The organism is Amycolatopsis ruanii (assembly GCF_003385175.1).
Lineage (GTDB): Bacteria > Actinomycetota > Actinomycetes > Mycobacteriales > Pseudonocardiaceae > Amycolatopsis_E > Amycolatopsis_E thermalba.
On sequence record NZ_PQHY01000028.1, the window covers coordinates 52,398 to 78,423 of the forward strand.

Genomic DNA, 26,026 nt, shown 5'->3' on the forward strand with positions numbered 1-26,026 from the left:
TCGAGCCGACACGGAAGCGGAGTCCCCTTGGTAGCCACCCAGCACAGCCGAACCGGTTCGCGTCCGCAGGACGGCGGCCGGAGCGCCGAGATCGCGGCGGTCGAGCGGTTGCTCGGCCAGGCGGCCGACTTCGAGCTGCGCGCGCCCGAGCTGGCGCTCGTGCTCGGTGAGCGGGCCGCTGCCCTGGCCGAGGCGGCCGGAGCGGAGGAGCTGTGGGTCCGTGGCGAGGGGCTCGCGGTGTCGGCGCGGGTTCGTCTCGGTCTGCGGGCGCCGACGGTGGGCCGTGCCGTGGCTGCCCTGCGTGCCGCGGAGGACACGGGGCAGACGACGCTCGCGGCCCAGTTGCGCACCGACCTCGCCGTGTGTGCGCGCAGTGTCGGCGCGCCCTTGACCGGGCTCGCCGCGCTGCGGCCGGTGCTGGACGCGTCCGGCTTCGGTGGCGCGCGCAAGGCGGCGGCGCTGAGCCAGCTGGTCGGGTGCCTGTCGCAGTTCGGGCGCAAGCTGGAACTCGACCGGACCCTCGCCGAGGCCGACCGGCTGTGCGGGGCGGACGACGACCTCGACGGTGACGGGCGGCTGCTGGCGCGGTCGCTGCTGCGGGTCGCGGTGTCGGCGCACCGGCGGCGTCACGGGGACGTCATCGGCGCGGCCGACGCGGCGCGGACGGGGCTCGGTTTCCTCGAACAGCTGGAGGACGCGCAGCACGACGGTGGTGTGGTGCGGATCCGGCTGGTGCTCCAGCTCGTCTGCTCGCTGCTCGACCGCGGGGACGGCACCAACGCGCTGGACCTCGCGCGACCGGTACTGGACGAGCCGGCCCGTGCGGCGTCCGTCGCGCCGGCCGGGTGGCTCCGGATGGCGATCGCCACCCGGGTCCTGCTGCCCTCTGGCAGCGTGGAGGCGGCCGCGCGGATGCTGCGTGACGCCGTGCACGCCACCGAGCGGCACGAGCTGCACGCGCTGACCGCGCGCCTGTGGACTGAGCTGGCGCACGTGGAGGAGCGCCTCGGCCGGTACGCCGAGGCGATCGAGTGCCTGCAGCTGGCCCGGGCCGCCGAGCACATCCACGCGCGTGCCCGGCGTCAGGCGGTGGGCCTGCTGGCCGGTGAGTTCGGTGGCGGCGGGCACGCCGATGTCGATCTCGACCACGTCCTGGGGTCGGTGCCGGCGAGCGAGGTTGCGACCGCTTCGGTTGCGGTCGCGCCGTTGTCGGTTCCCGAGCCGGCGAGCATCGAGGCGACGAGCCAGGAGACGCCGCGACCGCGTGAGGCGGCGGAACAGGCTCGGCCGCAGAGCGCCCGGCCGAGCTGGTCGCTGGCGCCCGAACCCGCCGACGAGCGGCCGGCGGAGGTCGCGAAGACCGAGCGCTTCGAAGACGTGGTGCGGGCTTCGCGATCGGACGACACCATTCCAGGCTCGCGGTCCGAGGAGCGCGGCCGGACATCGCGCTCGGACGAGGTCGTGACGGCGTCGCGGTCCGAGCAGCGTGAGTCCGAGAAGCCGCGGGAGGATGCTGCGGCGGCATCGCGGTCCGAGGCTTCGGACGTGGTGCGGTACCGGCGGTCCGAACCGGTCGTGGATGTGTCCCGGCTGGGGGACGCGGTTGTGAAGGCGCTGCCGGATCGATCGCGTGAGGGATCGGCGGGGCGTCGGCGGGCCGAGGACAAGCCGGACGGGCGGTCCGAAGAGGTTGCGTCGCGGGACGACGTGACGTCGGAGGACGTGGCGGTTTCGCGCTCCGAGCGCGCCGAGACGCGGGCGGCCCGGAAGACGCGGCACGACTCGGAGCACGGGTCGGTCGCGGCGCGGAGCGTGCTGGACAGGCTGGGCGTCAGCACCGGGGCGGGTGGCGGTCGCCGCCGCGCAGCCGGAACGGGTGAGCCGGGACGCCCCGAGACCGCCGGACGCCGCCGCGCCGGGGACGACACGCTCGGCGCCTCCATGGCGCCCGCGGAGGCCGGCCGCGATGGACGCGGGGACAACGGCCGTGAGTTCGGTGAGCGCGCGGATGTCGGCCGGGACTTTGCTGGCCTCGGCGACGCCGGCCGGGAGTCCGGTGGGCGTGCTGGCCTGGACGATGCCGGCCGGGAATCCGGTGGGCGTGCCGGCCTCGGCGACGCGGGCCGGGAGTCCGGTGGGCGTGCTGGCCTCGGCGACGCGGGCCGTGAGTTCGGCGGGCGTGCGGAGACTGGCCGCGATTCTGCTGGACGCGGCGGCGTGAGCCGTGAGCCCGACGGGCGTGAGGAGTTCGCCGCGCGGGACGACGGTGACGCCTCCAGCGAGTCGTGGTTGAGTGCGGAGGCGGAGCCGGTCAGCCGCGCCGAGGTCGCTCCGGCTGCGCGTTCGGACAGCGCTTCCGAGCCCGAGGTTCGCGGCGAGAACGAGCCGGCGCCGAGCGTGCCGGTCATCGACAACTGGTTGCCTCGCCTGCGGCTGCCACCGTCGCTGGCGCCGTGGGACGACTTCTCCGGCACGGACAGCGAACCGGCCACCAGCAGCAGCACGTCGGAGACCCCGTTCACGAACGCGCCCGTGCTGCGGGACGACGATCTCGGCGAGCCGTTCCGCACCGAGCTGACCGGCGTGCCGGACGACGATCTGCCCGAGGACGCCGGCCTAGCCGACCTGCTCGCCCGCGCGCTCGCCGAGCACCAGGCGCCCACCGCGAGCGCGGCGGCCCTCGTGAAGCGACTCGGCAACCAATCATCGTCCGAGCCGCGACCGGTCAACGGCCACGGACGCAACGGCAGCGAGCCCGGAAACGGCCGCCACCGCGGCGACGGCTGACCTTTCACCGGCGGCTGCGCGGCTGTGGGCGCGACGGCTGCGAGTCGGGCAACGGCCGCGACCGCGGCGACGGCTGACCTTTCACCGGCGGCTGCGGCTGTGAACGCAACGGCTGACCTTCACCGCGGTTGCGCGGCCGTGGCCGCAACGGCTGTGAGCCGGACGCTGGTTTCCGCGGTGTCGAGGGTTGAGGGTGCACTGTGGCGTGGCTGGGGTGCGGCCGTGCGTAGCGGTAGTGCGCCGGGTGCCGGTTGGCATCGCGGGGGAGCCGGGTGCCGCCGCTGGGGTGGCTTGGCTTCAGTCGACGGGTGGTCCAGGGCGTAGCGACGGAAGTGCTCGGTGACGAGAACGGCCGCCACGGTGGTATGGGCCGTGTGAGGCCGCTGACGGGGTGAAGTTGCGGCTTGACTGCCGCCGTTGGTGGGCCGAGGTTGTGGCGGGGCGTGGCTGCCGCCGTTGGCGGGGCGAGCTCGTGGGGTGGCGTCGCTGCCGTCGGGCTGGGGCGAGCCGGGGTGGAAGGGCGTCGCGAAACCTGGCCGCCGTAGCCGGGGGAACGTGCCGTAGCGGCTGGCGCACCGTGCGCCGAGGGGTCGCCATCGTGTTTCGGGGGGCCTGCCCTCGGCCATCCCTCCAACGTGAAAACCCGCTTCCATCCCTGTGCCAATCCGCCTCGATTGTGCATCGATTCTACGATCCGGCGGTCGGGCGTCAGTGGGTTTTTCGGGCTGGTTATGGTGGTGTTCGTTCAGCGTCATGCGCGCGATCAGACTCGGTGGAGAGTTGCCTGAGATGAGCTCGTCAAGAGTGTCCGTCCGCCCCGGGACCACGTCCGGAACCGACCGTCTACGCCCTGCCAGCCCGGAGCAGATCCGCGACGAGCTGATCGAAGCCGCGGCCCGGCACGCGCCGGACATCGCCGACCTCATCCGCCTCTACTACCGCCACATCCCCGCCGACGAGATCCTCGGCGACGACCCCGTCGACCTCGTCGGCGCCGTCCGGTCCCACCAGGAGTTCGCGCGCAACCGCGTGCCGGGGGGCCCCGCGGTCCGCCTCCTCAACCCGACCACCGCCGAGGACGGGTGGACCCGCGACGCCACCGTGGTCCAGATCGTCACCGACGACATGCCCTACCTGGTCGACTCGGTCACCGCCAAGCTCGCCCGCGACGGCGTCCAGGTCCAGCGCCTCGTGCACCCCATCGTCGCCGTCACGCGGGACATCACCGGCGAACTCGTCAAGGTCCACCCGGCCGCCGACGTCGCCAACCCGCCCGAGGGCGCGATGGTCGAATCGTGGATGTACGTCGAGATCGACCTGATCACCGACCCCAACCGCGGCCGCGAGCTGAGCACCCACCTCGCCTCCGTCCTCGGCGACGTCCGTGAGGTCGTCGAGGACACCGACAAGATGATCCAGGCCGCGGAAAGCCTCGCCGCCGAACTCGACGCCACCCCGCCGCCGCTGCCCGACGACGAGGTCACCGAGGGCGCGAACCTCCTCCGCTGGCTCGCCGACGGCCACTTCATGTTCCTCGGCTACCGCCGCTACGAACTGGTCGAGGACCCCGACCCGGGCACCGACGGACCCGCCCTGCGCGCCGCCCTCGCGTCCGGGCTCGGCGTGCTGCGCCAGGACAGCCTCGCCGCCCGCAGCCTCACCGCCGGCCCCGACATGGCCGCCACCGCGCTCGCCCCGCACCTGCTCGTCCTCACCCAGGCCAGCGCACCGTCCACAGTGAACCGTCCGGTCTACCCGTACTACGTGGGCGTCAAGACGTTCGACGAGCGCGGCAACGTCACCGGCGAGCACCGGTTCCTCGGCATGTTCACCACCTCCGCGCTGCACGAGGACGTCCTCGACGTGCCGGTCATCTCCCGCAAGGTGTGCGAGGTCATCCACCGCGCCGGCTTCCCGATGGAGTCCTACTCCGGCCAGCGCATGCTGGAGGTCCTGCAGAACTGGCCGCGCGCCGACCTGTTCTCCGCCGACCTCGACTCGCTCTACTCGACCGCCATCGGCGCCATCACCCTGTCCGACCGGCGCCGCCTGCGGCTGTTCCTGCGCCGCGACACCTTCGGCCGCTTCTACTCGTGCCTGGTGTTCCTGCCGCGCGACCGCTACACCACCCGCTCGCGCCTGGCGATGCAGGAAGTCTTGCTCGCCGAACTCGAAGGCACCCACCTCGAGTACGGCACGCGCGTCGGCGAGACCGCGCTCGCCCAGGTGCACTTCACCGTCCACACCGACCCGGCCACGCGCGTCGAGCCGGACGTGCTGCGCATCCAGGAACGCCTCAACGCCGCGGTGCGCAACTGGGACGATCTGATGGTCGAGGCGATCCTGGCGGAACGGCGCGAGCGCGCCGGCGAGGCCGCCCGCACCACGGCCACCCTCGGCGAGGAGTCGGCCGGTGAGCTCGGCCAGCGCTACTCGGGCATCTTCCCCGAGGCGTACAAGGAGGACTTCACCGCCACCGAGGCGCTCGCCGACCTGCGCAAGCTGGAGAGCCTGACCGGCCCGGACGACCTGGCCATGTCGTTCTACACGCCGGACGGCGCCGAGCCGGGGGAGCGGCGGTTCAAGCTCTACCTGCTCGGCGAGGGCGTCACGCTGTCGGCCGTGCTGCCCGTCCTGCAGCGGATGGGCCTGGAGGTCGTCGACGAGCGGCCCTACGAGCTGCGCCGCTGGGACGGCACCCGGTCCTGGGTCTACGACTTCGGGCTGCGCATCGGCCTGACCGACCTCGGCGAGGCCGAGCGCGACCTGCGCGAGCGCTTCCAGGACGCCTTCGCCGCCGCGTGGCGGGGCGACTGCGAGGTCGACGACTTCAACGCCCTCGTGCTGCGCGCCGGGCTGTCCTGGCGCCAGGCCGCGGTGCTGCGCGCCTACTCGCGCTACCTGCGCCAGGCCGGCACGCCGTACTCGCAGGAGTACATCCAGCGCGCCGTCCTCGCGCACACCGACATCGCCAAGATGCTGGTGAAGCTGTTCGAGCACCGCTTCGACCTGACCACGGACCCGGACGCGGACGAGCAGACCGAGGCGCTGGTCGGTGAGATCTCCGCGATGATCGACGCGGTCACCAGCCTGGACGAGGACCGCATCCTCCGCCGCCTGCTGTCGGTCATCTGCGCCACGCTGCGCACCAACTACCGGGTCACCGACGCCGACGGCCGCCCGCGCCCGTACCTGGCGCTCAAGCTGGACCCGAAGAGCGTGCCGGACCTGCCGGAGCCGCGGCCGCGGTTCGAGATCTTCGTGTACTCGCCGCGCGTCGAGGGTGTGCACCTGCGCTTCGGCTCGGTCGCCCGCGGTGGCCTGCGCTGGTCGGACCGCCGGGAGGACTTCCGCACCGAGATCCTGGGCCTGGTCAAGGCGCAGGCGGTGAAGAACGCCGTGATCGTGCCCGTGGGCGCGAAGGGCGGGTTCGTCGTCAAGCGCCCGCCGGTCCCGACCGGCGACCCGGGCGTGGACCGCGACGCGCACCTGGCCGAGGGCATCGCCTGCTACCGCATGTTCATCTCCGGCCTGCTCGACCTCACCGACAACCTCGTCGAGGGCCGCACGATCCCGGCCAGGGACGTCGTGCGCTACGACGGCGACGACAACTACCTCGTGGTGGCGGCCGACAAGGGCACCGCGACCTTCTCCGACATCGCCAACGAGGTGTCCGCGGCCTACGGCTTCTGGCTGGGCGACGCGTTCGCCTCCGGCGGGTCGGTCGGCTACGACCACAAGGCCATGGGCATCACCGCCCGCGGCGCGTGGGAGAGCGTCAAGCGGCACTTCCGCGAGCTGGGCGTGGACACCCAGACCCAGGACTTCACGGTCGTCGGCATCGGGGACATGGCCGGTGACGTGTTCGGCAACGGCATGCTGCTGTCCGAGCACATCCGGCTGGTGGCCGCGTTCAACCACCTGCACGTCTTCCTCGACCCGAACCCGGACGCGGCGGCGTCGTTCCGCGAGCGCAAGCGCCTGTTCGAGCTGCCGCGCTCGTCGTGGGAGGACTACGACCGCTCGCTGATCAGCGAGGGCGGCGGCGTGTTCTCCCGCAGCGCCAAGACGATCCCGGTGTCGCCGCAGGTGCGTCAGGCGCTCGGCCTGGCCGACGACGTCACCCAGCTCGCCCCCGCCGACCTGATCCGCGCGATCCTGCTGGCGCCCGTGGACCTGCTGTGGAACGGCGGCATCGGCACCTACGTCAAGGCCGAGACCGAGACCCACGCCGACGCCGGGGACAAGGCCAACGACGCGGTGCGCGTCGACGGCAACCAGCTGCGGGTGAAGGTGGTCGGCGAGGGCGGCAACCTGGGCCTGACCCAGCGCGGCCGCATCGAGTTCGCCCGCGCCGGTGGCAAGATCAACACCGACGCGCTGGACAACTCCGCCGGGGTGGACTGCTCCGACCACGAGGTCAACATCAAGATCCTGCTCGACCACCTGGTCGGCAGCGGCGCACTGGACCGCGAGCAGCGCAACGAGCTGCTGCACGAGATGACCGACGAGGTCGGCCGCCTGGTGCTCGCGGACAACTACCACCAGAACGCGGTGCTCGGCGTGAGCCGGGCGCACGCGCCGCAGATGCTGCCCGTGCACGCGCGGCTGGTCGCGAGCCTGGAGAAGGCCGGGGCGCTGGACCGCAAGCTGGAGGCGCTGCCGAGCAAGCAGCAGTTCCAGGCGCTGGAGAAGGCCAGTGAGGGCCTCACCTCGCCGGAGCTGGCGACCCTGCTCGCGCACGTGAAGCTGGAGCTGAAGGACGAGCTGCTGGCCAGCGACCTGCCGGACGCGGAGGTGTTCGCCCGGCGGCTGCCCGAGTACTTCCCGAAGCCGCTGCGCGAGCGGTTCGCCGACCGCATCGGCGAGCACCCGCTGCGCCGCCAAATCATCACGACGCTGCTGGTGAACGAGGTCGTCGACGGGGCGGGCGTGTCCTACGCCTACCGCCTGGCCGAGGAGATGAACGCGACCGCCACCGACGCGGTGCGCGCGTACACGATCGTCACGCGCGTGTTCAACCTCAACGCCCTGTGGAACGACATCCACGCGCTCGACAACTCGGCGCCCACCGAGGTGCAGGACGCGATGATGCTGGAGTCGCGGCGGCTGCTGGACCGGGCCGCGCGCTGGTTCCTCGCCAACCGGCCGCAGCCGCTGGCCGTCGGCGCGGAGATCTCGCGCTTCGGTCCGGTCGTCGCCGAGCTGGCGCCGAAGGTCGACACGCTCCTGCGCGGCCGGGAAGCCGAGGCCGTGCGCGAGCAGGCCGACCGCTACGCCGAGGCCGGGGTGCCGCGTGAGCTGGCGCTGCGGGTCGCGGTCCTGCTGGACGCCTACGGGCTGCTCGACGTCGTCGAGGTGGCCGAGCTGGCGGTGCGCGAGGCCGGGGTGGACGCGGAGAGCAGCCCGGAGGAGGCGTCGCAGCTGTACTACGCGCTGTCCGCCCACCTCGACGTCGACCGGCTGCTCACCTCGATCAGCGCGCTGGAGCGCGGGAACCGGTGGCACGCGCTGGCCCGGCTGGCCCTGCGCGACGACGTGTACTCGTCGCTGCGGGCGATCACGCTGGACGCGCTGCGGCACAGCGATCCCGAGGACGACACGGACGCCAAGATCGCGCAGTGGGAGAAGGCGAACGCCTCCCGGCTGGCCCGGGCCAGGGTGTCGCTCGACGAGATCAACCAGTCCGGCCGCCTCGACCTCGCGACGCTGTCGGTCGCCGCGCGCCAGCTGCGGAGCACGGTGAGGTAGGAATATCGGGGTGTACGTAGCGAAGGTGCGGCCCCGCTGGTCGGACATGGACGTGTTCGGGCACGTCAACCACGCCAACATGGTGACGTTGCTCGAAGAGGCACGCGTGCCGTTGTTGTTCGACGAAGCGGGCCGCGCCGGGCTCGCGGAGTTCGCGAAGGGCATGGTCGTGGTCAAGCTGGCCGTGCACTACCGCGCCCCGATCGTGGTGGACGGGCAGGAGATCCGGGTGGAGATCTCGCTGAAGGACCTCAAGTTCGCGTCGCTGACCCTGGACTACCGGGTGCACGACGGCCCGGACGCCGGATCGCCGGTCGCGGTCACCGCCGAGACCGTCCTCGCGCCCTACGACGTCACCACCAGCCGTCCGCGCCGCCTGACCGCGGAGGAGCGGGCGTTCCTGCAGACCCGGCTGACGGAGGCGGGCGCGTGACCGAGCTGCGCGTCCCCGACCGGGGCGACCGGGAGACGCTCGGGGCCTTCGTGGCCCGGGCGGTGCGGCTGGACGGCCAGGCCGCCGTGCGGCTGCGCAACCGCGGTGGCGGCATCGTCGAGGCGTGGGTGTCCACGCCGTTCGACTGCCTGGCGACCCGCGCGGTCCACGGCGAGGTCGAGCCTGGTGACGTGACGGTGTCCGGCAACGAGCTGCTGGCCGCCCTCACGGTCGCCGGCGGCGAGCGGATGGATCCCGGCCCGCCGCGGGACCTGCTGTGGCACAGCGAACTGCCGGCCACCGGTCCGTGGCAGCTGGTCGACGAGCTGCCGACGAAGGTGATCAGCGAGCTCACCGACCGCGGTGTCGCGCTGGCCCGGGAGAACGCCGGCCCGCACGGCACCCCGCCGGCGTCGCTGATGGACCAGGCGGTCCTGACGGTCAGCGAGGGCGACGTCGAGGTCAAGGTCCAGATGCGGTGCCTGTTCGCCCTGTCCGGAATGGGGTTCTTCGATTCGTCCATTCCGGATGACGTCATCCGGGTGACGGCGACGAACTCGTGGATGCGCCTGGACGCCCGCTACGGTGCCGTGGTCCGGCGGCGGCACGCGTTGCTTCCGCTGCTGTTCTGACTTGCGCTGGAGCTGCTCCAGGTCGCTAGGGTCGCGACCATGCGCTTCGCGTTCAAGACCTCACCCCAGAACACCGAGTGGTCCGACATGCTCGCCGTGTGGCAGGCGGCCGACGACATCGAGATCTTCGAGTCCGGCTGGACCTTCGACCACTTCTACCCGATCTTCTCCGACCCGACCGGCCCGTGCCTGGAGGGCTGGGTCACGCTGACCGCGCTGGCGCAGGCGACCAAGCGGCTGCGCCTGGGCACGCTCGTCAGCGGCATCCACTACCGGCACCCGGCGCTGCTGGCGAACATGGCCGCGACGCTCGACATCGTGTCGAACGGGCGGCTGGAGATCGGCGTCGGCGCCGGCTGGAACGAGGAGGAGTCCGGCGCCTACGGCATGGAACTCGGCACGGTCAAGCAGCGCAGCGACCGGTTCGAGGAGGCCTGCGAGGTGCTGGTCGGCCTGCTCACGCAGGAGACGACCACCTTCCAGGGCGAGTACTACCAGCTCACCGACGCCCGCAACGAGCCGAAGCCGATCCAGCGCCCGCACCCGCCGATCGTGATCGGCGGCAGCGGAGAGAAGCGCACCCTGCGCACCGCGGCGCGCTTCGCCCAGCACTGGAACTTCGTCGGCGGCACGCCGGAGGAGTTCGCCCGCAAGCGGGACGTGCTGCACCAGCACTGCGCCGACATCGGCCGCGACCCGAAGGAGATCATGTTGTCCAGCCACGTGCGGCTGGACACGGACCTCGACTACGCGAAGGTCGCCGACGAGGCGGCCGCGCTCGGCGAGCAGGGCCTGGACCTGGCGATCGTCTACCTGCCGCCGCCGCACACGCCGGACGTGCTGGAGCCGCTCGCCAACGAGCTGGCCAAGCTCTGACGCCGGGAGCCCCGTGCCCGCTCAGGCGGGCGCGGGGCTCAGACCCAGCTGTTCATCATGCTGTGGGCGGCCATCTCGAGGTAGTTCCACAGCTGGGTCTCCAGCGGCTCCGGCAGCCCGGCCTCGTCGACCGCGACGCGCATCGCGCGCAGCCACGCGTCGCGCTCGATGGGGCCGATCTTGAACGGCGCGTGCCGCATCCGCAGGCGCGGGTGGCCGCGCTGGTCGGAGTAGGTGTGCGGGCCACCCCAGTACTGCATCAGGAACAGGCGCAGCCGGTCCTCGGCCGGCCCGAGGTCCTCCTCGGGGTACATCGGCCGCAGCACCTCGTCCTTCGCCACCTCGGCGTAGAACCGCGCGACGATCTTGCGGAACGTCGGTTCCCCGCCGACGGCCTCGAAGAAGGACTGGGGGTCGCTCATACCGGTCACCCTCTCATTGTGCCGTGGTCGCGGCGGACAGGAAGCCGGCTTCCTCCAGCGCCGTGAGGCACGCCGCACGCAGCTGCCGCTGCACGGCCCACTGCCGGCCCGGCCGCACCTTGACCGTCAGCCGCAGCTCGATGCTCTCCGGCGTGACCTTCTCCACGCCGAGCACCTCGGGCTCCTCCAGCAGGTCGACCGACAGCGGCTCGGTGGTCGCGGCGCTGTGGGCGGCCTCGGTGAGGACGGCGGTGGCGCGCTCGACGTCGGCGTTGTAGCTCAGCGGCACGTCGACCAGGGCGATCGCGTAGCCCTGGCTGGAGTTGCCGACGCGGGTCACCTCGCCGTTGCGGACGTACCAGACGGTGCCCTTGACGTCGCGGATCGTGGTGATGCGCAGGCCGACCGACTCGACCGTGCCGGTGGCCGGCCCGATGTCGACGACGTCACCGACGCCGTACTGGTCCTCCAGCATCATGAACATCCCGGACAGGAAGTCCTTGACCAGGTTCTGGGCGCCGAACGCGAGCGCGATGCCGACCACACCGGCCGAGGCGAGCAGCGGCCCGAGGTTGATGCCCAGCTCGCCCAGGATGTAGATGGCGGCGAGCCCGAGCACGACGAACGAGGTCAGCGACTTGAGCACCGAGCCGATCGTCTTGGCCCGCTGGCGGCGCCGCTCGGCCACGACCGGGCCGAGGATGTCGGGGGCGCGCTCGCGCAGGGGACGCAGGATCGTGGGCAGCTTCCCGCCGTTGCCACGCGGCATGGTGGTGACCCGGTCGATCAGCTTGTGCAGCAGGAACCGGATGATCATCGCGACGAGCAGGATCAGGATGATCCGCAGCGGCTTGGCGATCAGCCAGTTGGCGGAGGCCGCCAGCCACTCGTTGTGCGTGATCTGGAACACTTGATAGCACCAGGTGCCGGGTTCGTTGATGCACTCGGGTGCTTCGTTGAGCAGCGGCGTCACGGGGCTCGGGGATCCCTTTCTGGCCGTTTCCGCCCGTCGTCACGCAGACGTCGAACGAATTTCACAGGACACGTCTTCTAACACAGGTGCGCATCGGGTGTGATCTGTGGTCGACTATGGCTGCACCGGTGGAGGTGGTCGAGTGCCAGACCGACAACCGATCCCCCTCGGCGCCCCCGACCAAGCGGTGGGCGGGCAGGCGCCGGAGGTAGCCCTGTGTTCTACGCATGATCAGGGCGCTCACCAGGGTCAGGGGCCGCCCGGAGGCGGACCTCAGCCCAGTGGGCCACCCCCGCGAGGCGGCCGCGTGAGCCGACCCTCGGGTCAGCGTAGAGGGCGGGATCCGGCCGGTTCCGGCGGCCCCGGCACGTTCTCCATGGGCAGGCGGCGGGTGCTGCTGCTCAACGCCACGTTCGAACCGCTGACCGCGCTCCCGCTGCGGCGGGCCGTGGTGCTGGTCATGTGCGGGAAGGCGGAGGTCGTGCACGGCGACCCGGCCGGTCTGACGTTGCACGCGGCGACGCTGTCGCTGCCGGTGCCGTCGGTGATCCGGTTGTCGACGTACGTGCGGGTGCCCTACCGGGCGCAGGTGCCGCTGACGCGGGCCGGGCTGATGCACCGGGACCGCTACAAGTGCGCGTACTGCGGCGGACGGGCCGAGACGATCGACCACGTGCTGCCGCGCAGCAAGGGTGGTCCGCACAGCTGGCAGAACTGCGTGGCGTGTTGTGCGAAGTGCAACCACCGCAAGGCCGACCGGCTCCTGGAGGAGCTGGGCTGGCAGCTGCGGGTGGTGCCGACGGCGCCGCGGGGCCCGCACTGGCGGTTGCTGGTGCACTCCGGGGACGCGGACCCGCTGTGGAAGCCCTACCTCGGCGTGGCGGCCTGATCGGACGCACACCGGCGCCCCGGCTGTGGTGGTGAGCCGGGGCGTTCCGACGTCTTCGACTTGGTGGTGGTTCGGGTCAGTTTCCGGGACGGGACGGGTCTCAGGCGGCGGTGACGCGCGTGCCGCGGGTGACTCGGGTGCCACGCGTGACGCGGGTGCCCATCGTGACGCGGGTGCCACGGGTGACTCGCGTGCCACGGGTCACGCGGGTACCGGCGGTGACCCGGGTCCCCCTGGTGACGCGGGTGCCGCGGGTGACTCGAGTACCGGCGGTAACCCTTGTGCCGCGCGTCACACGCGTGCCCCGCGTGGAGCAGCCGTCCGCTGTGTCGATCAGTGACGGAGCGTGGTCGTCGTTGCTCTGGGCGAGGGTACGGAGCAGGTACATGATCTGTCCTCCAGGGACCTGTGCGTTACTCATTGGGAAGGGGAGCGGGGCGCAAGGCCCGTACAGGTGAAAAAGCTACGAGGAACTGGGCCACCGGACAAGGCAATCGCGCCGGGTGCGGCCGGCTGTACGTTGAGTTGCAACCTTTCGTCCGACCGCTCTTCAGCCCATCGCCCCAATGACGTCGCGACGCTCGGCGGACGGTGGCCCGGATGCGACGAGCGGTCGTGACCGGCTTCGGCGGGCCGGGGCTGCTCGGGCTACTCTTCACGCGTGAACATCGGAGAGACGATCCTGATCTTCGCGCTGATCCCGGCCGCGATCTACGGGGTGATCAGCGTGCTCACCCTGCGGTCGAAGCTGACCGGCACGCCGCGCTACCGGCCCGGCCAGGCCTGGGAGTACCCGCCGATGTGGTGGAGCGGCAACCCGGAAGGTATCGGGACCGTGCACGACACGCACTCCGGCGAACCGGTGGAGAACAGGGACGCGAGCGGGAACGCGCGCGTGACGGCGGCAGGAGGAGCCCGTGGCAGCTGGTGAGCTGACCCGACAGCCAGGATCGGACGAGGAGCTGGAGATCGGGGTCGCGATTACCGCGACCGGTCGCCGCTCGGTGGCCCGGATGTACGAGCCCGCTGCTCCATCCAGCCCATTCAGCACCGTCCAATTGGCCCGTCTGGACGAAGCGCTGACCCTCGCGAGCCGGGAGACCGGGCTCGACTTCAGCGTGTACCTGGGCGAGCTGGGTTCCGAGAGCCGCGCCCGGGCGGAGGAGCTGCACGCGCGGATCGAGCCGGACTCGGCGAACGCCGTGCTGATCGCCGTCTCCCCGGGCGAGCGGGTCGTGGAGATCGTGACGGGCTCCGACGCGATCCGCCGTCTCCCCGACCGCGGCGCGAAGCTGGCCGTGATGAGCATGGTGGCGTCCTTCAAGGAGGGCGACCTCATCGGCGGCTTGGTCTCGGGCCTGCGCATGCTGGCCGACCAGGCCGGCTCCGCACCCAAGCACTAGGCAGAAAAGAGGGGCGGTCGCGCAGCGGCCGCCCCTCTTTTTGCACCCAAGGTAGCTGGGTGGTCATCCCGTCGCCTGACACGCAACGATCACCTTGAGCCAGGGCCGCAACCCAGGCCGCCAACCGGCGGCCGACCATGCCAACCTTGCGGCCCTGGCTCAAGGTGATATGCACAAACCGGAAGGCGACGGGATGACCACACAGCGACCACCTCGCCAAGGCGAGGTTCCTGCATTCCCCGTCATCCCGGAGCCTGCCCGTCCGGCGAGGACATCTTTTGATCTTTAGAGGTGACGTTGGGCAGGCGACGAGCCCGCTCCGCGGGCGGGAGCGCCTCACGGCGCCAAAAGGTCACCTTACGACCACCCCCGCCCCCGATGCCTGATTGTGTTTCAGTCGCCGACCAGGCGTGTCAAGGCGGGAAAGAGTACCTTGACACGCCTGGTCGGCGACCAAAGACCGGCTGTGGATCGGGGGCGGGGGAGGTCTGGTTGGGGTAGTCGGTGCTGTTGCGTTGCCGGCTTGCGGTTTGTCGCAAAGAAAGAAAGGGCGCCGGCTTGTGCCGGCGCCCCTCTCCTTTTGTGTCCTTAGGCCTCGTCGAATTCCCGTGCCGCCAGGGCCCGCACGATGCCGGCCCGGCCCTCCGAGACCAGCCGCCGCAGTGCGGCCGGGTGCTCGCCCGCCAGCCACTCGTCCGCGGCCTGCACCGTGGCGTGCTCGACCGCCCATGCCGGGAACAGTCCGACGACCGTCGGCTGGGCGCGTTCGCTCGAGCGGCGTGACCAGACCTCGTCGATGGCGGCGAAGTACGTGCTCACGTAGCCCGTCAGCAGGTCCTTCTGCCCGGGGTGGGAGAAGCCGCCGATGATGGCGTTGCTCGTCGCGTTCGGGAGGTCGTCGTCGTAGACCGCGCGCTGCCACGCCTCCGCCTTGGCCTCCGGGGTGGGGCGCAGGGCTCGGGCGTGCTCGGCGTGGCGGCGGCCCGTCGCGGTGTCGTCGCGGGCCAGTTCGGCGTCGATCTCCTCGTCCGCCGCCCGGCCGTGCGCCACCAGCGCGTTCAGCAGGCGCCAGCGCAGGTCCGCGTCGACGACCAGACCCTCCAGCGGCTCCGAACCGTCGAGCCAGCCGGCCAGCACGTCGAGCGTCGCGTCGTCGAGGACCGAACCGGTCAGCGAGTTGACGAACGCGAGCTGGTGGTCCGAGCCCGGCTCGGCGGCGCGGGTCAGCTCCAGCAGCTTCCGGGTGAACTGCGGCCACCCCTCGGCCGCCGCCCAGGACGGCTGCGCGTACGAGTTCAGCGCGGTCTGCGCCTGCAGCAGCAGCCGCTGCACGACACCGACCTCGGTCTCCGCGTGGATGCCGTGCAGCACGATCTGCAGGAAGTCCCGCGCCTTCAGCTCGGCCTCGCGGGTCATCTCCCACGCCGCCGACCAGCACAGCGTCCGCGGCAGCGGCTCGGTGATGTCGGCGATCCGGTCGACCAGCGTGGTCAGCGAACCGGCGTCCAGGCGCATCGTGCAGTAGGTCAGGTCGTCGTCGTTGACCAGCACCAGCTTGCCCGCCGGCTGCCCGGCCAGGTCCGGCACCTCGGTGCGCTCGCCCTCGACGTCCAGCTCCACCCGCTGCTTGCGGACCAGCTTGCCGTTCTCGTCGTCGTAGATGCCCACCGCGATGCGGTGCGTGCGCAGCTCACCGGCGCCCGGCTTCGCGCCCGTCTGCAGCACCGCGAACGAGGTGAACCGGCCTTCGGCGTCGACCTCGAACTTCGGCCGCAGCGAGTTCAGGCCGGTCGTCTCCAGCCACTGCGCGCTCCAGCCGGACAGGTCGCGGCCGGAGGCCTCCTCCAGCGCGCTCAGCAGGTCGGCCAGCGTCGCGTTGCCCCACGCGTGCTTGCCGAAGTACACCCGCAGCCCGGCGAGGAAGTGGTCCAGCCCGACGTAGGCGACCAGCTGCTTGAGCACGCTGGCGCCCTTGGCGTAGGTGATGCCGTCGAAGTTCACCTCGACGGCCTGCAGGTCCACGATGTCGGCCGCGATCGGGTGCGTCGAGGGCAGCTGGTCCTGCCGGTAGGCCCACGACTTCTCGATGTTCGCGAAGCTGGTCCAGGCGTGCACGTACTCGGTCGCCTCGGCCTGGGCCAGGACACTCGCGAACGTGGCGAACGACTCGTTCAGCCACAGGTCGTCCCACCAGCGCATGGTGACCAGGTCGCCGAACCACATGTGCGCCATCTCGTGCAGCAGCGTCTCGGCGCGCCGCTCGTAGGCGTAGCGGGTGACCCGGCTGCGGAAGACGTAGTCCTCCAGGAACGTGACCGCGCCCGCGTTCTCCATCGCGCCCGCGTTGAACTCCGGCACGAACAGCTGGTCGTACTTGCGGAACGGGTACGGCGTGCCGAACGCCTTGTGGTAGAAGCCGAAACCCTGCTTGGTCTCGGTGAACAGCCGCTCGGCGTCCATGTGCTCGGCCAGCGACGCGCGGCAGTAGATGCCCAGCGGGATCGTGCCGTGCTCGTCGGTGTACTGGTCGTGCCATTCCGCGTACGGGCCGGCGATCAACGCGACGAGGTAGGTGGAGATGCGCTCCGAGGTGGCGAAGACCGTGCGCGTGGCGCCCTCGGCGGTCTTCTCGGTGCTCTCGACCGGCGCGTTGGACACGATCTTCCAGTCGCTCGGCGCCGTGACCGTCAGCCGGTAGGTGGCCTTGAGGTCGGGCTGGTCGAAGCAGGCGAACATGCGCTTGGCGTCGGCTGTCTCGAACTGCGTGTACAGGTACACGGCGTCGTCGACCGGGTCGACGAACCGGTGCAGGCCCTCGCCGGTGTTCATGTAGCGGCAGTCGGCCTTGACGACCAGCTCGTTGGTCGCGGCCAGGTCCGGCAGCGCGACGCCGTTCTCCTCGGTGTAGCCGGAGACGTCCAGCGCCCGGCCGTTCAGCGTCGCGGAGCGGACGGAGCCGGCGACGATGTCGACGAACGTGCTCGCGCCGGGCTTGGTGGCGGCGAACCGGATCGTGGTCTTCGAGTCGAAGCTTCTCTCGCCCGGGCCGCCGTTACCGTCCGTGAGGTCGAGGGCGATGTCGTAGGACTCGACCTCGAGCAGCTCGGCACGCTGTTTGGCTTGGTCACGGGTCAGGTTAGGGGCGGGCACAGGCACCTCGGAAACGCTCGCGGTTGTCATTCTCGGTGATCCCGCTATCCAATCATGTCTCGGCGGGGAACAAGTGCACTCCGCGCGCTGTTGGCCGGATTGACCCCCCCCACCACCCACAGGGAGAACACTGATGACCGCAGCGCGCACACGCGTGGACTTCTACTTCGACCCCGTCTGCCCGTTCGCCTGGATCAGCTCACGCTGGATCCTCGAGGTGGAGAAGCAGCGCGACCTCGACCTGAACTTCCGCGTCATGAGCCTCGCGGTCCTCAACAGCGGGCGCGACCTCCCGGCGGAGTACCAGGAGCTGCTCGACAAGGCGTGGGGCCCGGTGCGCGTGGCCACGGCGCTCGCGCAGGAGAAGGGCGAGGCGATCCTGCGGGACTTCTACACCGAGTTCGGCATCCGCTACCACAACCAGGGCAACAAGGACATCCCCGAGGTCATCCGCCAGGCGCTGGAAGCCGTGGGCGCGCCCGCCGACCTCGCCTCCGCGGCCGACTCCGCCGAGTACGACGACGCGCTGAAGAAGAGCCACCACGAGGGCATGAACCCGGTCGGCATGGACGTCGGCACCCCGACCATCCACATCGACGGCGTCGCGTTCTTCGGCCCGGTGCTCAGCTCGATCCCGCGTGGCGAGGACGCGCTCAAGGTGTTCGACGGCGCCCGGCTGCTGGCGAGCTACCCCGACTTCTACGAGCTGAAGCGCACCCGCACCGGCGAGCTCAACTTCGACTGAGCTCGTCCCGCTGGGCGGCCACGAAATCCGGGTCGACCGGGTCGCCGTGCCCCGGGACGATCGTGCCGGGCCGCAGGGCGAGCAGCCGGTCCAGCGCGGACGGCCAGTCCGCGGGGTGCGCGTCCGGCCCGATCGACGGCGGTGCGCCCTGCTCGACCAGGTCACCGGCGAACACCACACCGGCGTCCGGCACGTGCACGGCCACGTCGTGGTCGGTGTGCGCCACGCCGGGGTGGACCAGCTCGACGGTCCGCCCGCCGAGGTCGAGCTGGACGAGGTCGGTGAGCAGGTGGTCCGGCAGCACCAGGCGGGCGGCCGCGAGCCGGTCGGCTTCCGGCTTGCCCGCCAGGCGGCGCACCCACTCGGCCCGGTCGGACTCGCCTTCGCTGACGAGCGCGTCGCGGCAGCGTTCGTGCGCCCACACCGGGCACGGCAGGAACGCCGCGGTGCCGAAGTGGTGGTCGAAGTGGGCGTGGGTGATCACCACCGTCCACGGCAGGTCGGTGATCTCGCGGATCTCGGCCGCGAAGGCCGCGCCCTGCACCTCGTCCCCGCCGGTGTCGATCACCAGGCACCGCTCGGTTCCGACGACCAGCCCGAGCGTCTGGTCCAGGTGCGCGTAGCGCCGGGCGAGGACGCCGTCGGCGAGTTCGAGCCAGGTCACGCGGCCTCCAGCAGGTCGTCGACGAGAACGGGGGCCGCGGTGTGTGCCGCTTCACCGCCGCTGGTGCCAGTCCGCTGAGTACCGGGTGCGGCGGAGTGGCGGTCCGGGCAATGGCGAATTCGCCGGCCCCGACCGGCACCTCCGCAGCCGGGCTGCGTCTCGCAGGCGGCAGCGGTGGCGTTGCGCAGGCAGCCGACGAGCACGGTCGCGCCGGTGCCGGCGGCCGCGGCGCACCCCGGATCCGGCCCGACCGCGGCCGGCCGCGGCACCCGGCCGCCGCGCCACCGCACCGGCCGCACCCGGCCACCCCGGCCCGTCACCAGGTCCACCGTCGTGCTGAACGACAGGACGTCCACGATGACCAGCACCGCGCACTCCCGCCCCAGCCCGGCGACCCCTTCCGCGCCCCACTCCACCCGCAGGTCATGCCCGTCCTGGGCGAACACGTCCACACCCCCAGCATGCCCGGCTCGGGTCCGGATGCGAGACTCCAACCCGTGCGCGTCTACTTGGGATCAGACCACGCCGGCTTCGAGCTGAAGAACCACCTGGTCGAGTACTTGAAGGGCCAGGGCCACGAGGTCACCGACATCGGCCCGGCCGTCTACGACGCCGCCGACGACTACCCGGCCTTCTGCATCGAGACCGCCCGCCGAGTGGTGGCGGACGAGGGCAGCCTGGGCATCGTCATCGGCGGTTCGGGCAACGGTGAGCAGATCGCCGCGAACAAGGTGAAGGGCGCCCGGGCCGCGCTGGCCTGGAAGCCGGAGATCGCCGCGCTCGCCCGCGAGCACAACCACGCGCAGCTGATCGGCATCGGCGCCCGCATGCACACGGTCGACGAGGCCACCGCGATCGTCGACACGTTCCTGTCCACCCCGCCGTCGGAGGACGCGCGGCACGGCCGTCGCGTGCAGCAGATGCTCGACTACGAGCGCACCGGCACGCCGCCGCCGCTGCCTGCCTGATGCCCGAAGGGCACACCCTCCACCGGCTCGCCCGCCTGCACCAGCGGCGCTACGCGGGCGCGCCGGTGGGCGTCTCCAGTCCGCAGGGCCGCTTCGCGAGCGAGGCGGCCCTTTTGGACGGCCGGGTCATGCTCGGGGCCGAGGCCTACGGCAAGCACCTGTTCCACGACTTCGGACCGCTCGGGTCCGTGCACGTCCACTTGGGACTCTACGGCACGTTCACCGAGGCGAAACTGCCGGAAACCACGCCGGTGGGCCAGGTCCGGCTGCGGCTGACCGGCCGGACACATTGGACGGACCTGCGCGGCCCGACCCGCTGCGAGCTGCTGACCCCGGACGAGGTCGACGCGATCAAGGCGCGCCTCGGCCCGGACCCGCTGCGCCGCGACGCCCGCCCGGATGAGGCGTGGCAGCGGATCTCGGCCTCCCGGACCTCGATCGCCGCGCTGCTGATGGACCAGTCGGTGATCTCCGGTGTCGGCAACGTGTACCGGGCCGAGGTCCTGTTCCGGCACCGGATCAACCCGATGGTGCCCGGCCGGGCGCTGGACCACGTGCAGTGGAAGGAGATGTGGACCGACCTCGTGGCGCTCATGCGCAAGGGCGTCCGGATCGGCCGCATCGACACCGTGGACGACGAGCACCTGCCCGAGGTCACCGGCCGCGACCCGCGGCAGGACCGGCACGGCGGCGAGGTCTACGTCTACCGGCGCACCGGGCAGCCGTGCCTGGTGTGCGGCACGCCGGTCGCGCACACCGAGCTGGCCGGGCGGAACCTCTACTGGTGCCCGGTCTGCCAGACGGCATGACCGAGCGGGCCGGACTGCGCGTCCGGCCCGCCGTCGGGTGAATCAGAAGTCGCCGAAGCCGCCGAAGTCCCCGCCGCCGAAGTCGCCGCCCATGTCGCCGCCCGCGTCGCCACCGGCGTCACCCATGTCGCCGCCGTCGGCTCCCGCGTCGGCCATGGCGTCCTCCTGGCCCGCGTCGTAGCCGGACTCCCACGCCGAGGCGCTCGCGATGCCGGCCATGCCGCTGAACATCGCGCTGAACAGGAACATCGAGCCCAGGCCCCACGCGCCGGCCACGAGCGCCGGCTTCCACCACGGCTCGCTGTACCAGCCCTGCGGCACCGGGCGGCCGGCCACGCGGCCGCCGGGGTAGTAGTACGGCGTGTTGTCGCCCGGCTTCGGCGAGGCCTCGTAGTGCCTGCCCTCGACGTCGACGCTGCGGTGCTCGGTGACCTTGCCGGCGCGCTCGCGCTCGGTCTCCTCGGGCAGCTTCGGGCCCGGGTCCATGCCCATCGCCTCGCGGGCCGCGCGCACGTAGTAGAGGCCCTCCAGGGCGGTCTCCTTGACGAGCTTGGCCTGCTCGGCCGTCTGCGCCTGCTCCAGCTGCGAGCCCGCCGCGTTGTAGCGCTCGGACGCGTCGGCCAGCGCCTGCTTCGCCGGCTCGTTCGAACCCACGAGGTTCAGCACCTGCCCGCCGAGGCGCTCGACCAGGCGCCGGGCGTCGGCCTTGGCGTCGTCGAGCTGGCGCCGCCGGGTGGCGGCCTGAGCCTTCGCGAAGTAGGCGATGCCGCCCACGATGAGGACGAGGAGCACGATCACGGTGATCGTGGTGCCCATGGCTTACTCCCGGAAGTTCGGTGTCTTGAACCGGACAACGCGGGCGCTACGCCGATGGTTCCCAGGTTCCGCACAGCACCCGCACCGGCACTTCCTCGGTGAACACGCCCTCGGGTTCGGCCGCCAGGAGCGCGGCCCGCAGGTCGGTGTCGAAAGCGCGCCGACCTGCGGCGTCGAGCTTCTCCAGGGCGCCGGCGGAGTAGAAGGCGCCGACCACCTCGTCGAGGCCGAGCCGTTCGGTGTGATCAAGACGATGTTCCCGCACCCGGGTGAACCCGGCCCGTTCGAGCAGGTCGCGGTAGCGCGCGCGCTCGTCCTCGCTGCTGCCGCACGCGGGGAACTCCAGCGCGCCCAGCCAGCGGGTGGACACCTGCCGGATCGCCGCCGCCCACGGGCTGCGCTGCGTCCACACCGGCGTGCCGTTGGCGATCACCGCGACCCCGCCGCCGGACCGCAGCAGGCGGGTCAGCGCGGCGAACAGCGGACCCGGATCCATCCAGTGCAGTGCCTGGCCGATGGTGACCAGATCGAGGCTGCCGCCGCCGAGCAGCGGCTCCAGGGCCGGCACGTCGCTGTCCGCGCCTACGACCCACACGATGTTCGGGACCTCCGCGGCGCGGGCGTGCGCGAGCATGTCGGGTGAGGGGTCCATGCCGATCACCGCGCCGGCCCTGGCGGCCATCGGCACCGTCAGCTGCCCGGTGCCGCAACCCAGGTCGAGCACCCGGCCGAGCGGGAACTCCGCCGCGAGCAGGTCGAGGACCTCCGGCCGGTACCCGCGGCGGAACTTCGCGTAGTTCGACGCCACCTCGCCGGCGAATTCCTGGATCATCCGCCCAGTCTGTGACCTGCGGGAATCGCGGCGCAAGCGGTTCCGCTCTCGACGAAAACTAGAACAGGTTATAGTCTCGGGCGCATGAAGTTCACCCTCTCGGTCGCGATGAACCCCCTGGACCAGTTCACCGAGTTGGCGCGCACCGCCGAGGAGTGCGGCTTCTCCTCGATCGCGCTGCCGGACTCGCTGTTCTACTCCGAGCACGTGTCCGCCGAGTACCCGTACACGCCCGACGGCAGCCGGTTCTGGACCGCGGACACGCCGTGGGCGGACCCGCTGGTGGCGGTCGCGACGATGGCCGCGGTGACGGAGCGGATCGAGTTCTACACGTCGGTGCTCAAGCTCGGCTCGCGCAACCCGGTGCTGCTCGCGCGTCAGGTCGGGTCGGTCGCGGTGCTGTCCGGCAACCGGTTCGGGCTCGGGCTCGGGGTGGGCTGGTCGCCGGAGGAGTTCGAGTGGTGCGGCGCGCCGTACGCCAACCGCGGCAAACGCGTGGACGAGGCGATCGAGGTGCTGCGGCTGATCCTGGACGGCGGGATGGTCGAGTACCACGGCAGGTTCTTCGACTTCGACAAGCTGCAGATGAGCCCGGCGCCGTCGGAGCACGTGCCGTTCTACATCGGCGGGCACACCGAAGTGGCGTTGAAGCGGGCCGCGCGGGTGGGCGACGGCTGGTCCTCGGCGATGATGAAGTTCGACGACCTGCGCTCGACGATCGCGCGGCTGGCCGAGTTGCGCGCCGAGTACGGGCGGGCCGACGTGCCGTTCGAGGTCCAGGCGGTGTGCATCGACCGGTTCGGGCTGGACGGCTACCGCGAGCAGGCCGAGATCGGCGTGACGGACATCGTGACGCAGCCTTGGGTGTTCGAGGGCATCGGGTTCGGCGACCCGATCGGCCCGAAGAAGGACGCGATCCGCAAGTTCGCCGACGAGATCATTTCCCGGTTCTGAAGGGGTGTGCCATGGGTGTTCAGGTGTGCTGGGACGTCGATGCCGAGCAGCCGCCGGCGCGGGTCGCTTCGTGGAAGTCGATGAACGCGACCTGCCGCGGCGCCAAGGACGAGTGGCTGGCGCTGTTCGCTGACGACGCGGTGGTCGAGGACCCGGTCGGCAAGTCGATGTTCGACGAGGAGGGTCGCGGGCACCACGGGCACCAGGGGATCGCGGCGTTCTGGGACCTGACGATCGCGAAGGTGGAGCGGTTCGAGTTCGTGATCAAGGATTCCTTCGCGGCGGGGGACGAGGTGGCCAACGTCGGCACGATCACGACGTACCTGCCCGGCGGGTACCGGGTGGATACGGACGGCGTGTTCGTGTACCGCGTGGGAGCGGACGGGCTGGTCCGATCGATGCGGGCGTTCTGGGAGACGGAACGCGCCATGGCGACGGCGCGGCAGGTGAGCGGGTAGGCGGGGCGCGCGATGCCGGGGAGGGCGTGTCGTCGCTGGCTGCCTCAGGCTGATCGGTGAGCGGCAGGGTGCGCCCCGTGGGAACCACTAGACGAGGCGCTTGGTGAAGCCGGCGTCGATGAGGCGTTGCAGGGCGGCCCGGACGGTCGCCGGGAGCGGTTGCGGGATGGCGAACCCGCGCTCGGCGTAGGCGGTGATGCGTTGGGTGTCGCCGACGAGCATGTTGATCACCCGGTCGTCGTCGGCGATGGTGTGCAGGTATTCGTCGAGGGTTTGTGGCTTGGCGGCGCAGACGACGTCGACCTCGGGCCAGAGCTTGCGGCAGGTCGCGTAGGCGCGGCGCTGCTGGTAGGGGCGCGAGACAAGGGTGACCTCGCGGATGTCGTGGTCGCGGAGCAGGTCGCGGGTGAAGGTGATGTTCTCGCCGGTGTTGGTGGCGCGGGTCTCGAGCCGGATGGCCGTCGCCGGCACCCCCAGGGCGCGCGCGTGCTCGCCGAAGTGGACGGCTTCCCCACGCGGGAACATCCCGACGGTGGTGGGCGCGTTGGCCCCGGTGAAAACGACCAGCGGGAACCGGCCCGCGTGGTACAGCTCAGCGACGTACCCGGCGACGCCGAGATCATGACTCCCGAGCCCGATGCCGACATCCGTCCGCCGGGGCTCGTGGCGCAGGTGGTGGTAGTGCCAGAGAACCTCGGCGTCGGCGCGCAGCTGTTCGTCCACGTCGCTTGTCTGCCTCACGCGAGGTTGCGCAGCAGTGCTTGGTACGTCAGGTCCACCTGACCTTCCTCGACGTGGACGATCCGCGCCCCCGGCCGTGCGGCGATCACCGCTCGATCATCTCCTGGGCCTCGACGTGCAGCGGATCCGCCGCCGCGCGCGTGCGCTCAACGAAGCGCCTCACCGTGTTCTCCTTGCTGCCGAGCAGCACGATCTCGTGGCACGTGGCGTCCACCTCGGGCGAGGCCCTCGAGTTGTTCGATGAACGGCGTCCGGCCCAGGAACTGCGGAATCACCACGTCGTGGCCGGATGCCAGGTGGGTGCGTGCGGCAGCGAGCGCGACACCGCGAGCAAGCCGGCCGGCGGCGCGCGGGTCGTCGCGCCGGCGGCCGATCAGGTTTCGTAGACGGTCGACGTCCAGGTTCAGCGCCAGCAGATGCTCGTCCACATACCGCCCAGCGAGCGTCGACTTACCACACGCGGGCGGCCCGTTGAGCAAGATCAGCCGCGGCACCGGGCGACGGTACCAACGACCCGCGAACAACGAGAGCGGGCGACGGGAATCGAACCCGCACCACCAGTTTGGAAGACTGGGGCTCTACCATTGAGCTACGCCCGCATGCACCCGCATCGCACGGGCGCGTCTGCGAGTCTAGCGGGCCACGCTAGAGTGATCGCACCGCCCCGGGCTCTGGGGCGACCGGGATGTGGCGCAGCTTGGTAGCGCATCCGCTTTGGGAGCGGAGGGTCGCAGGTTCAAATCCTGTCATCCCGACCACGCCGGCCGGCTCGTGGTCCTTGGGGCTGTTCGGCCGGGGCCGACCTGATCCGTTTCTAGCGTGAGCGGCATGAACGTCACGGACGAGCACGTCGTGATCAGCCCGAGCATCCTCTGCTTCGGCACCCCGGTCGTGCTGCTGTCGACCGGGAACGCCGACGGCAGCGCCAACCTCGCGCCCATGTCCTCGGCCTGGGCGCTCGGCCAGGTGGTCGTGCTCGGGCTGGCCGCGGCGTCGCACACGGTGGCCAACTTTCGCGTCCGTCCGGACCTCGTGATCAACCTGCCGGGGCCGGACCAGTGGCGGGCGGTGGAGCGGCTGACCCCGCTCACCGGGGCGGACCCGGTGCCGGAGCACGAGCGCGGCGCCTTCCGCCACGAACCGGACAAGTTCGGGGCGGCTGGGCTGCAGCCGGTGGACTCCGACCTGGTCCGGCCGCCGCGGGTGGCGGACTGCCCGATCGCGATGGAAGCGCGTGCGGCCGAGGTGCGGGAGGGCTGCACGGGCGGCTTCGTCGTGGTGCAGGCGGAGGTGCTGCGCGTGCACTGCGAGTCACGGCTCGTGGTGCCGGGGACGCAGCACGTCGATCCAGGGGAGTGGAGCCCGCTGATCTACAACTTCCGGCACTACTTCGGCCTCGGGCCGGAGCTGGGGCACAGCTTCCGCTCGGAGACGCCGCGGAGTTAGCGATGTGGTCCCGCTGGGGTGGTGGCGACGGGCCGGGTGGTGGTGCGGCGGGCAGTGCTGCTGGTGGCTGGCCGGACGACCGTGGGCTGCTGCGGGGTGCACTGGTGGCGTGGCGGGCGGCCCGGGGCGCTTTGCTGCGGCGGGGGGCGGCGCCGCGGTTGGTGGGGCCGGTGCCGCGAGTGCTGCGTGTCGCGTGGTGGCCCGCCTCGCCGGGGTGGGTGGCGGCCGGCGCGGCGGCGCGGGCCCGTCCGGCGAGCGCTGCCCCCGGCCGCCGTCC

General features: G+C 71.5%; 23 protein-coding genes and 2 tRNA genes. 15 read left to right on the forward strand and 10 right to left on the reverse strand.

What is annotated here, in order from left to right:
- Window positions 1–27 precede the first annotated feature (27 nt).
- From D0D28_RS17400 to D0D28_RS17420, 5 genes are all read left to right on the forward strand, one after another.
- Window positions 28–2,787, forward strand: a complete 2,760-nt coding sequence (locus D0D28_RS17400; RefSeq protein WP_205413291.1) for a hypothetical protein — start codon at window positions 28–30, stop codon at window positions 2,785–2,787.
- A gap of 789 nt (window positions 2,788–3,576) precedes the next feature.
- The gene (locus tag D0D28_RS17405) at window positions 3,577–8,538 is read left to right on the forward strand and encodes an NAD-glutamate dehydrogenase (RefSeq protein WP_116111294.1); all 4,962 of its coding nucleotides are present in this window, start codon (window positions 3,577–3,579) and stop codon (window positions 8,536–8,538) included.
- A 10-nt stretch (window positions 8,539–8,548) separates the two neighbouring features.
- Complete coding sequence (locus tag D0D28_RS17410) at window positions 8,549–8,971, forward strand: acyl-CoA thioesterase (RefSeq protein ID WP_094007916.1); 423 nt, start codon at window positions 8,549–8,551, stop codon at window positions 8,969–8,971.
- Window positions 8,968–9,603 carry a hypothetical protein gene (locus tag D0D28_RS17415; RefSeq protein WP_116111295.1) on the forward strand — a complete coding sequence of 212 codons (636 nt, stop codon included), beginning with the start codon at window positions 8,968–8,970 and terminating at the stop codon, window positions 9,601–9,603. Before D0D28_RS17410 ends, D0D28_RS17415 begins: the two co-directional genes overlap by 4 nt.
- A gap of 39 nt (window positions 9,604–9,642) precedes the next feature.
- Window positions 9,643–10,479, forward strand: a complete 837-nt coding sequence (locus D0D28_RS17420) for an LLM class F420-dependent oxidoreductase (RefSeq protein ID WP_116111296.1) — start codon at window positions 9,643–9,645, stop codon at window positions 10,477–10,479.
- A 38-nt stretch (window positions 10,480–10,517) separates the two neighbouring features.
- Here the strand turns inward: D0D28_RS17420 and D0D28_RS17425 are convergent, their stop codons facing one another.
- Both D0D28_RS17425 and D0D28_RS17430 read right to left on the reverse strand, forming a co-directional pair.
- Entirely contained in the window at window positions 10,518–10,901 is a 384-nt protein-coding gene (locus D0D28_RS17425) for a globin (protein WP_094007919.1), read from the reverse strand.
- Between the two features lie 13 nt (window positions 10,902–10,914).
- Window positions 10,915–11,874 carry a mechanosensitive ion channel family protein gene (locus D0D28_RS17430; RefSeq protein ID WP_116111297.1) on the reverse strand — a complete coding sequence of 320 codons (960 nt, stop codon included), beginning with the start codon at window positions 11,872–11,874 and terminating at the stop codon, window positions 10,915–10,917.
- 391 nt (window positions 11,875–12,265) lie between these two features.
- On the opposite strand from D0D28_RS17430, the gene D0D28_RS17435 reads away from it, so the two are divergent.
- The 3 genes from D0D28_RS17435 to D0D28_RS17450 all read left to right on the forward strand — a co-directional run bounded on the left by D0D28_RS17435 (window position 12,266) and on the right by D0D28_RS17450 (window position 14,166).
- Window positions 12,266–12,763 (forward strand): HNH endonuclease, encoded by a 498-nt coding sequence (locus D0D28_RS17435; protein ID WP_094007929.1) that lies wholly within the window; start codon window positions 12,266–12,268, stop codon window positions 12,761–12,763.
- A gap of 661 nt (window positions 12,764–13,424) precedes the next feature.
- Window positions 13,425–13,694 carry an aa3-type cytochrome oxidase subunit CtaJ gene (ctaJ, locus tag D0D28_RS17445; RefSeq protein WP_017987644.1) on the forward strand — a complete coding sequence of 90 codons (270 nt, stop codon included), beginning with the start codon at window positions 13,425–13,427 and terminating at the stop codon, window positions 13,692–13,694.
- Window positions 13,681–14,166, forward strand: a complete 486-nt coding sequence (locus D0D28_RS17450; RefSeq protein WP_094007922.1) for a DUF5130 family protein — start codon at window positions 13,681–13,683, stop codon at window positions 14,164–14,166. The genes ctaJ and D0D28_RS17450 overlap by 14 nt, the downstream gene beginning before the upstream one ends.
- Window positions 14,167–14,754: 588 nt before the next feature.
- Here the strand turns inward: D0D28_RS17450 and pepN are convergent.
- Window positions 14,755–17,316, reverse strand: coding sequence for an aminopeptidase N (pepN, locus tag D0D28_RS17455; RefSeq protein WP_116111298.1), 2,562 nt, complete (start codon window positions 17,314–17,316; stop codon window positions 14,755–14,757).
- Window positions 17,317–17,449: 133 nt separating this feature from the next.
- On the opposite strand from pepN, the gene D0D28_RS17460 reads away from it, so the two are divergent.
- Window positions 17,450–18,061, forward strand: a complete 612-nt coding sequence (locus tag D0D28_RS17460) for a DsbA family protein (RefSeq protein WP_094007804.1) — start codon at window positions 17,450–17,452, stop codon at window positions 18,059–18,061.
- Here D0D28_RS17460 and D0D28_RS17465 read toward each other — a convergent pair.
- A complete protein-coding gene (locus tag D0D28_RS17465) occupies window positions 18,048–18,725 on the reverse strand; it encodes an MBL fold metallo-hydrolase (protein ID WP_116111299.1) in 678 nt (225 codons plus the stop codon). The genes D0D28_RS17460 and D0D28_RS17465 overlap by 14 nt on opposite strands.
- Window positions 18,722–19,177 carry a hypothetical protein gene (locus tag D0D28_RS37670; protein ID WP_429727751.1) on the reverse strand — a complete coding sequence of 152 codons (456 nt, stop codon included), beginning with the start codon at window positions 19,175–19,177 and terminating at the stop codon, window positions 18,722–18,724. Before D0D28_RS37670 ends, D0D28_RS17465 begins: the two co-directional genes overlap by 4 nt.
- A 45-nt stretch (window positions 19,178–19,222) precedes the next feature.
- On the opposite strand from D0D28_RS37670, the gene D0D28_RS17475 reads away from it, so the two are divergent.
- Both D0D28_RS17475 and D0D28_RS17480 read left to right on the forward strand, forming a co-directional pair.
- On the forward strand, window positions 19,223–19,693 hold the full coding sequence (locus D0D28_RS17475) for a ribose-5-phosphate isomerase (protein WP_094007802.1): 471 nt from the start codon (window positions 19,223–19,225) through the stop codon (window positions 19,691–19,693).
- Window positions 19,693–20,502 (forward strand): Fpg/Nei family DNA glycosylase, encoded by an 810-nt coding sequence (locus D0D28_RS17480; RefSeq protein WP_116111300.1) that lies wholly within the window; start codon window positions 19,693–19,695, stop codon window positions 20,500–20,502. The genes D0D28_RS17475 and D0D28_RS17480 overlap by 1 nt, the downstream gene beginning before the upstream one ends.
- A gap of 42 nt (window positions 20,503–20,544) precedes the next feature.
- Here the strand turns inward: D0D28_RS17480 and D0D28_RS17485 are convergent, their stop codons facing one another.
- Both D0D28_RS17485 and D0D28_RS17490 read right to left on the reverse strand, forming a co-directional pair.
- Window positions 20,545–21,318, reverse strand: coding sequence for a hypothetical protein (locus D0D28_RS17485; RefSeq protein WP_094007800.1), 774 nt, complete (start codon window positions 21,316–21,318; stop codon window positions 20,545–20,547).
- Between the two features lie 46 nt (window positions 21,319–21,364).
- Entirely contained in the window at window positions 21,365–22,150 is a 786-nt protein-coding gene (locus D0D28_RS17490; RefSeq protein WP_116111301.1) for a class I SAM-dependent methyltransferase, read from the reverse strand.
- A gap of 84 nt (window positions 22,151–22,234) precedes the next feature.
- Here D0D28_RS17490 and D0D28_RS17495 point away from each other — a divergent pair, with 84 nt between their 5' ends.
- A complete protein-coding gene (locus tag D0D28_RS17495) occupies window positions 22,235–23,104 on the forward strand; it encodes an LLM class F420-dependent oxidoreductase (RefSeq protein ID WP_094007798.1) in 870 nt (289 codons plus the stop codon).
- Between the two features lie 11 nt (window positions 23,105–23,115).
- Window positions 23,116–23,562, forward strand: a complete 447-nt coding sequence (locus D0D28_RS17500) for a nuclear transport factor 2 family protein (RefSeq protein WP_116111302.1) — start codon at window positions 23,116–23,118, stop codon at window positions 23,560–23,562.
- An 87-nt stretch (window positions 23,563–23,649) separates the two neighbouring features.
- Here D0D28_RS17500 and D0D28_RS17505 read toward each other — a convergent pair whose 3' ends face one another.
- The 3 genes from D0D28_RS17505 to D0D28_RS17515 all read right to left on the reverse strand — a co-directional run bounded on the left by D0D28_RS17505 (window position 23,650) and on the right by D0D28_RS17515 (window position 24,902).
- Entirely contained in the window at window positions 23,650–24,285 is a 636-nt protein-coding gene (locus D0D28_RS17505; RefSeq protein ID WP_116111303.1) for a YdcF family protein, read from the reverse strand.
- A gap of 164 nt (window positions 24,286–24,449) precedes the next feature.
- Window positions 24,450–24,797: an ATP-binding protein gene (locus D0D28_RS17510; RefSeq protein ID WP_240323250.1), complete on the reverse strand. Its 348-nt coding sequence runs from the start codon at window positions 24,795–24,797 to the stop codon at window positions 24,450–24,452.
- Window positions 24,798–24,831: 34 nt separating this feature from the next.
- A tRNA-Gly gene (locus D0D28_RS17515) sits at window positions 24,832–24,902 on the reverse strand.
- Between the two features lie 82 nt (window positions 24,903–24,984).
- On the opposite strand from D0D28_RS17515, the gene D0D28_RS17520 reads away from it, so the two are divergent.
- Window positions 24,985–25,061, forward strand: a tRNA-Pro gene (locus D0D28_RS17520).
- Between the two features lie 70 nt (window positions 25,062–25,131).
- Window positions 25,132–25,749: a flavin reductase family protein gene (locus tag D0D28_RS17525; RefSeq protein WP_116111304.1), complete on the forward strand. Its 618-nt coding sequence runs from the start codon at window positions 25,132–25,134 to the stop codon at window positions 25,747–25,749.
- The last annotated feature ends 277 nt before the right edge of the window (window positions 25,750–26,026 follow it).

What these genes read in the sequence shown, in the direction of transcription:
- D0D28_RS17405 (WP_116111294.1), top strand. Translation starts at nt 3,577, where the DNA reads ATGAGCTCGTCAAGAGTGTCCGTCCGCCCCGGGACCACGTCCGGAACC.
- D0D28_RS17420 (WP_116111296.1), top strand. Translation starts at nt 9,643, where the DNA reads ATGCGCTTCGCGTTCAAGACCTCACCCCAGAACACCGAGTGGTCCGAC.
- D0D28_RS17425 (WP_094007919.1), bottom strand. Translation starts at nt 10,901, where the DNA reads ATGAGCGACCCCCAGTCCTTCTTCGAGGCCGTCGGCGGGGAACCGACG.
- D0D28_RS17460 (WP_094007804.1), top strand. Translation starts at nt 17,450, where the DNA reads ATGACCGCAGCGCGCACACGCGTGGACTTCTACTTCGACCCCGTCTGC.
- D0D28_RS17480 (WP_116111300.1), top strand. Translation starts at nt 19,693, where the DNA reads ATGCCCGAAGGGCACACCCTCCACCGGCTCGCCCGCCTGCACCAGCGG.
- D0D28_RS17485 (WP_094007800.1), bottom strand. Translation starts at nt 21,318, where the DNA reads ATGGGCACCACGATCACCGTGATCGTGCTCCTCGTCCTCATCGTGGGC.
- D0D28_RS17490 (WP_116111301.1), bottom strand. Translation starts at nt 22,150, where the DNA reads ATGATCCAGGAATTCGCCGGCGAGGTGGCGTCGAACTACGCGAAGTTC.
- D0D28_RS17495 (WP_094007798.1), top strand. Translation starts at nt 22,235, where the DNA reads ATGAAGTTCACCCTCTCGGTCGCGATGAACCCCCTGGACCAGTTCACC.
- D0D28_RS17500 (WP_116111302.1), top strand. Translation starts at nt 23,116, where the DNA reads ATGGGTGTTCAGGTGTGCTGGGACGTCGATGCCGAGCAGCCGCCGGCG.
- D0D28_RS17525 (WP_116111304.1), top strand. Translation starts at nt 25,132, where the DNA reads ATGAACGTCACGGACGAGCACGTCGTGATCAGCCCGAGCATCCTCTGC.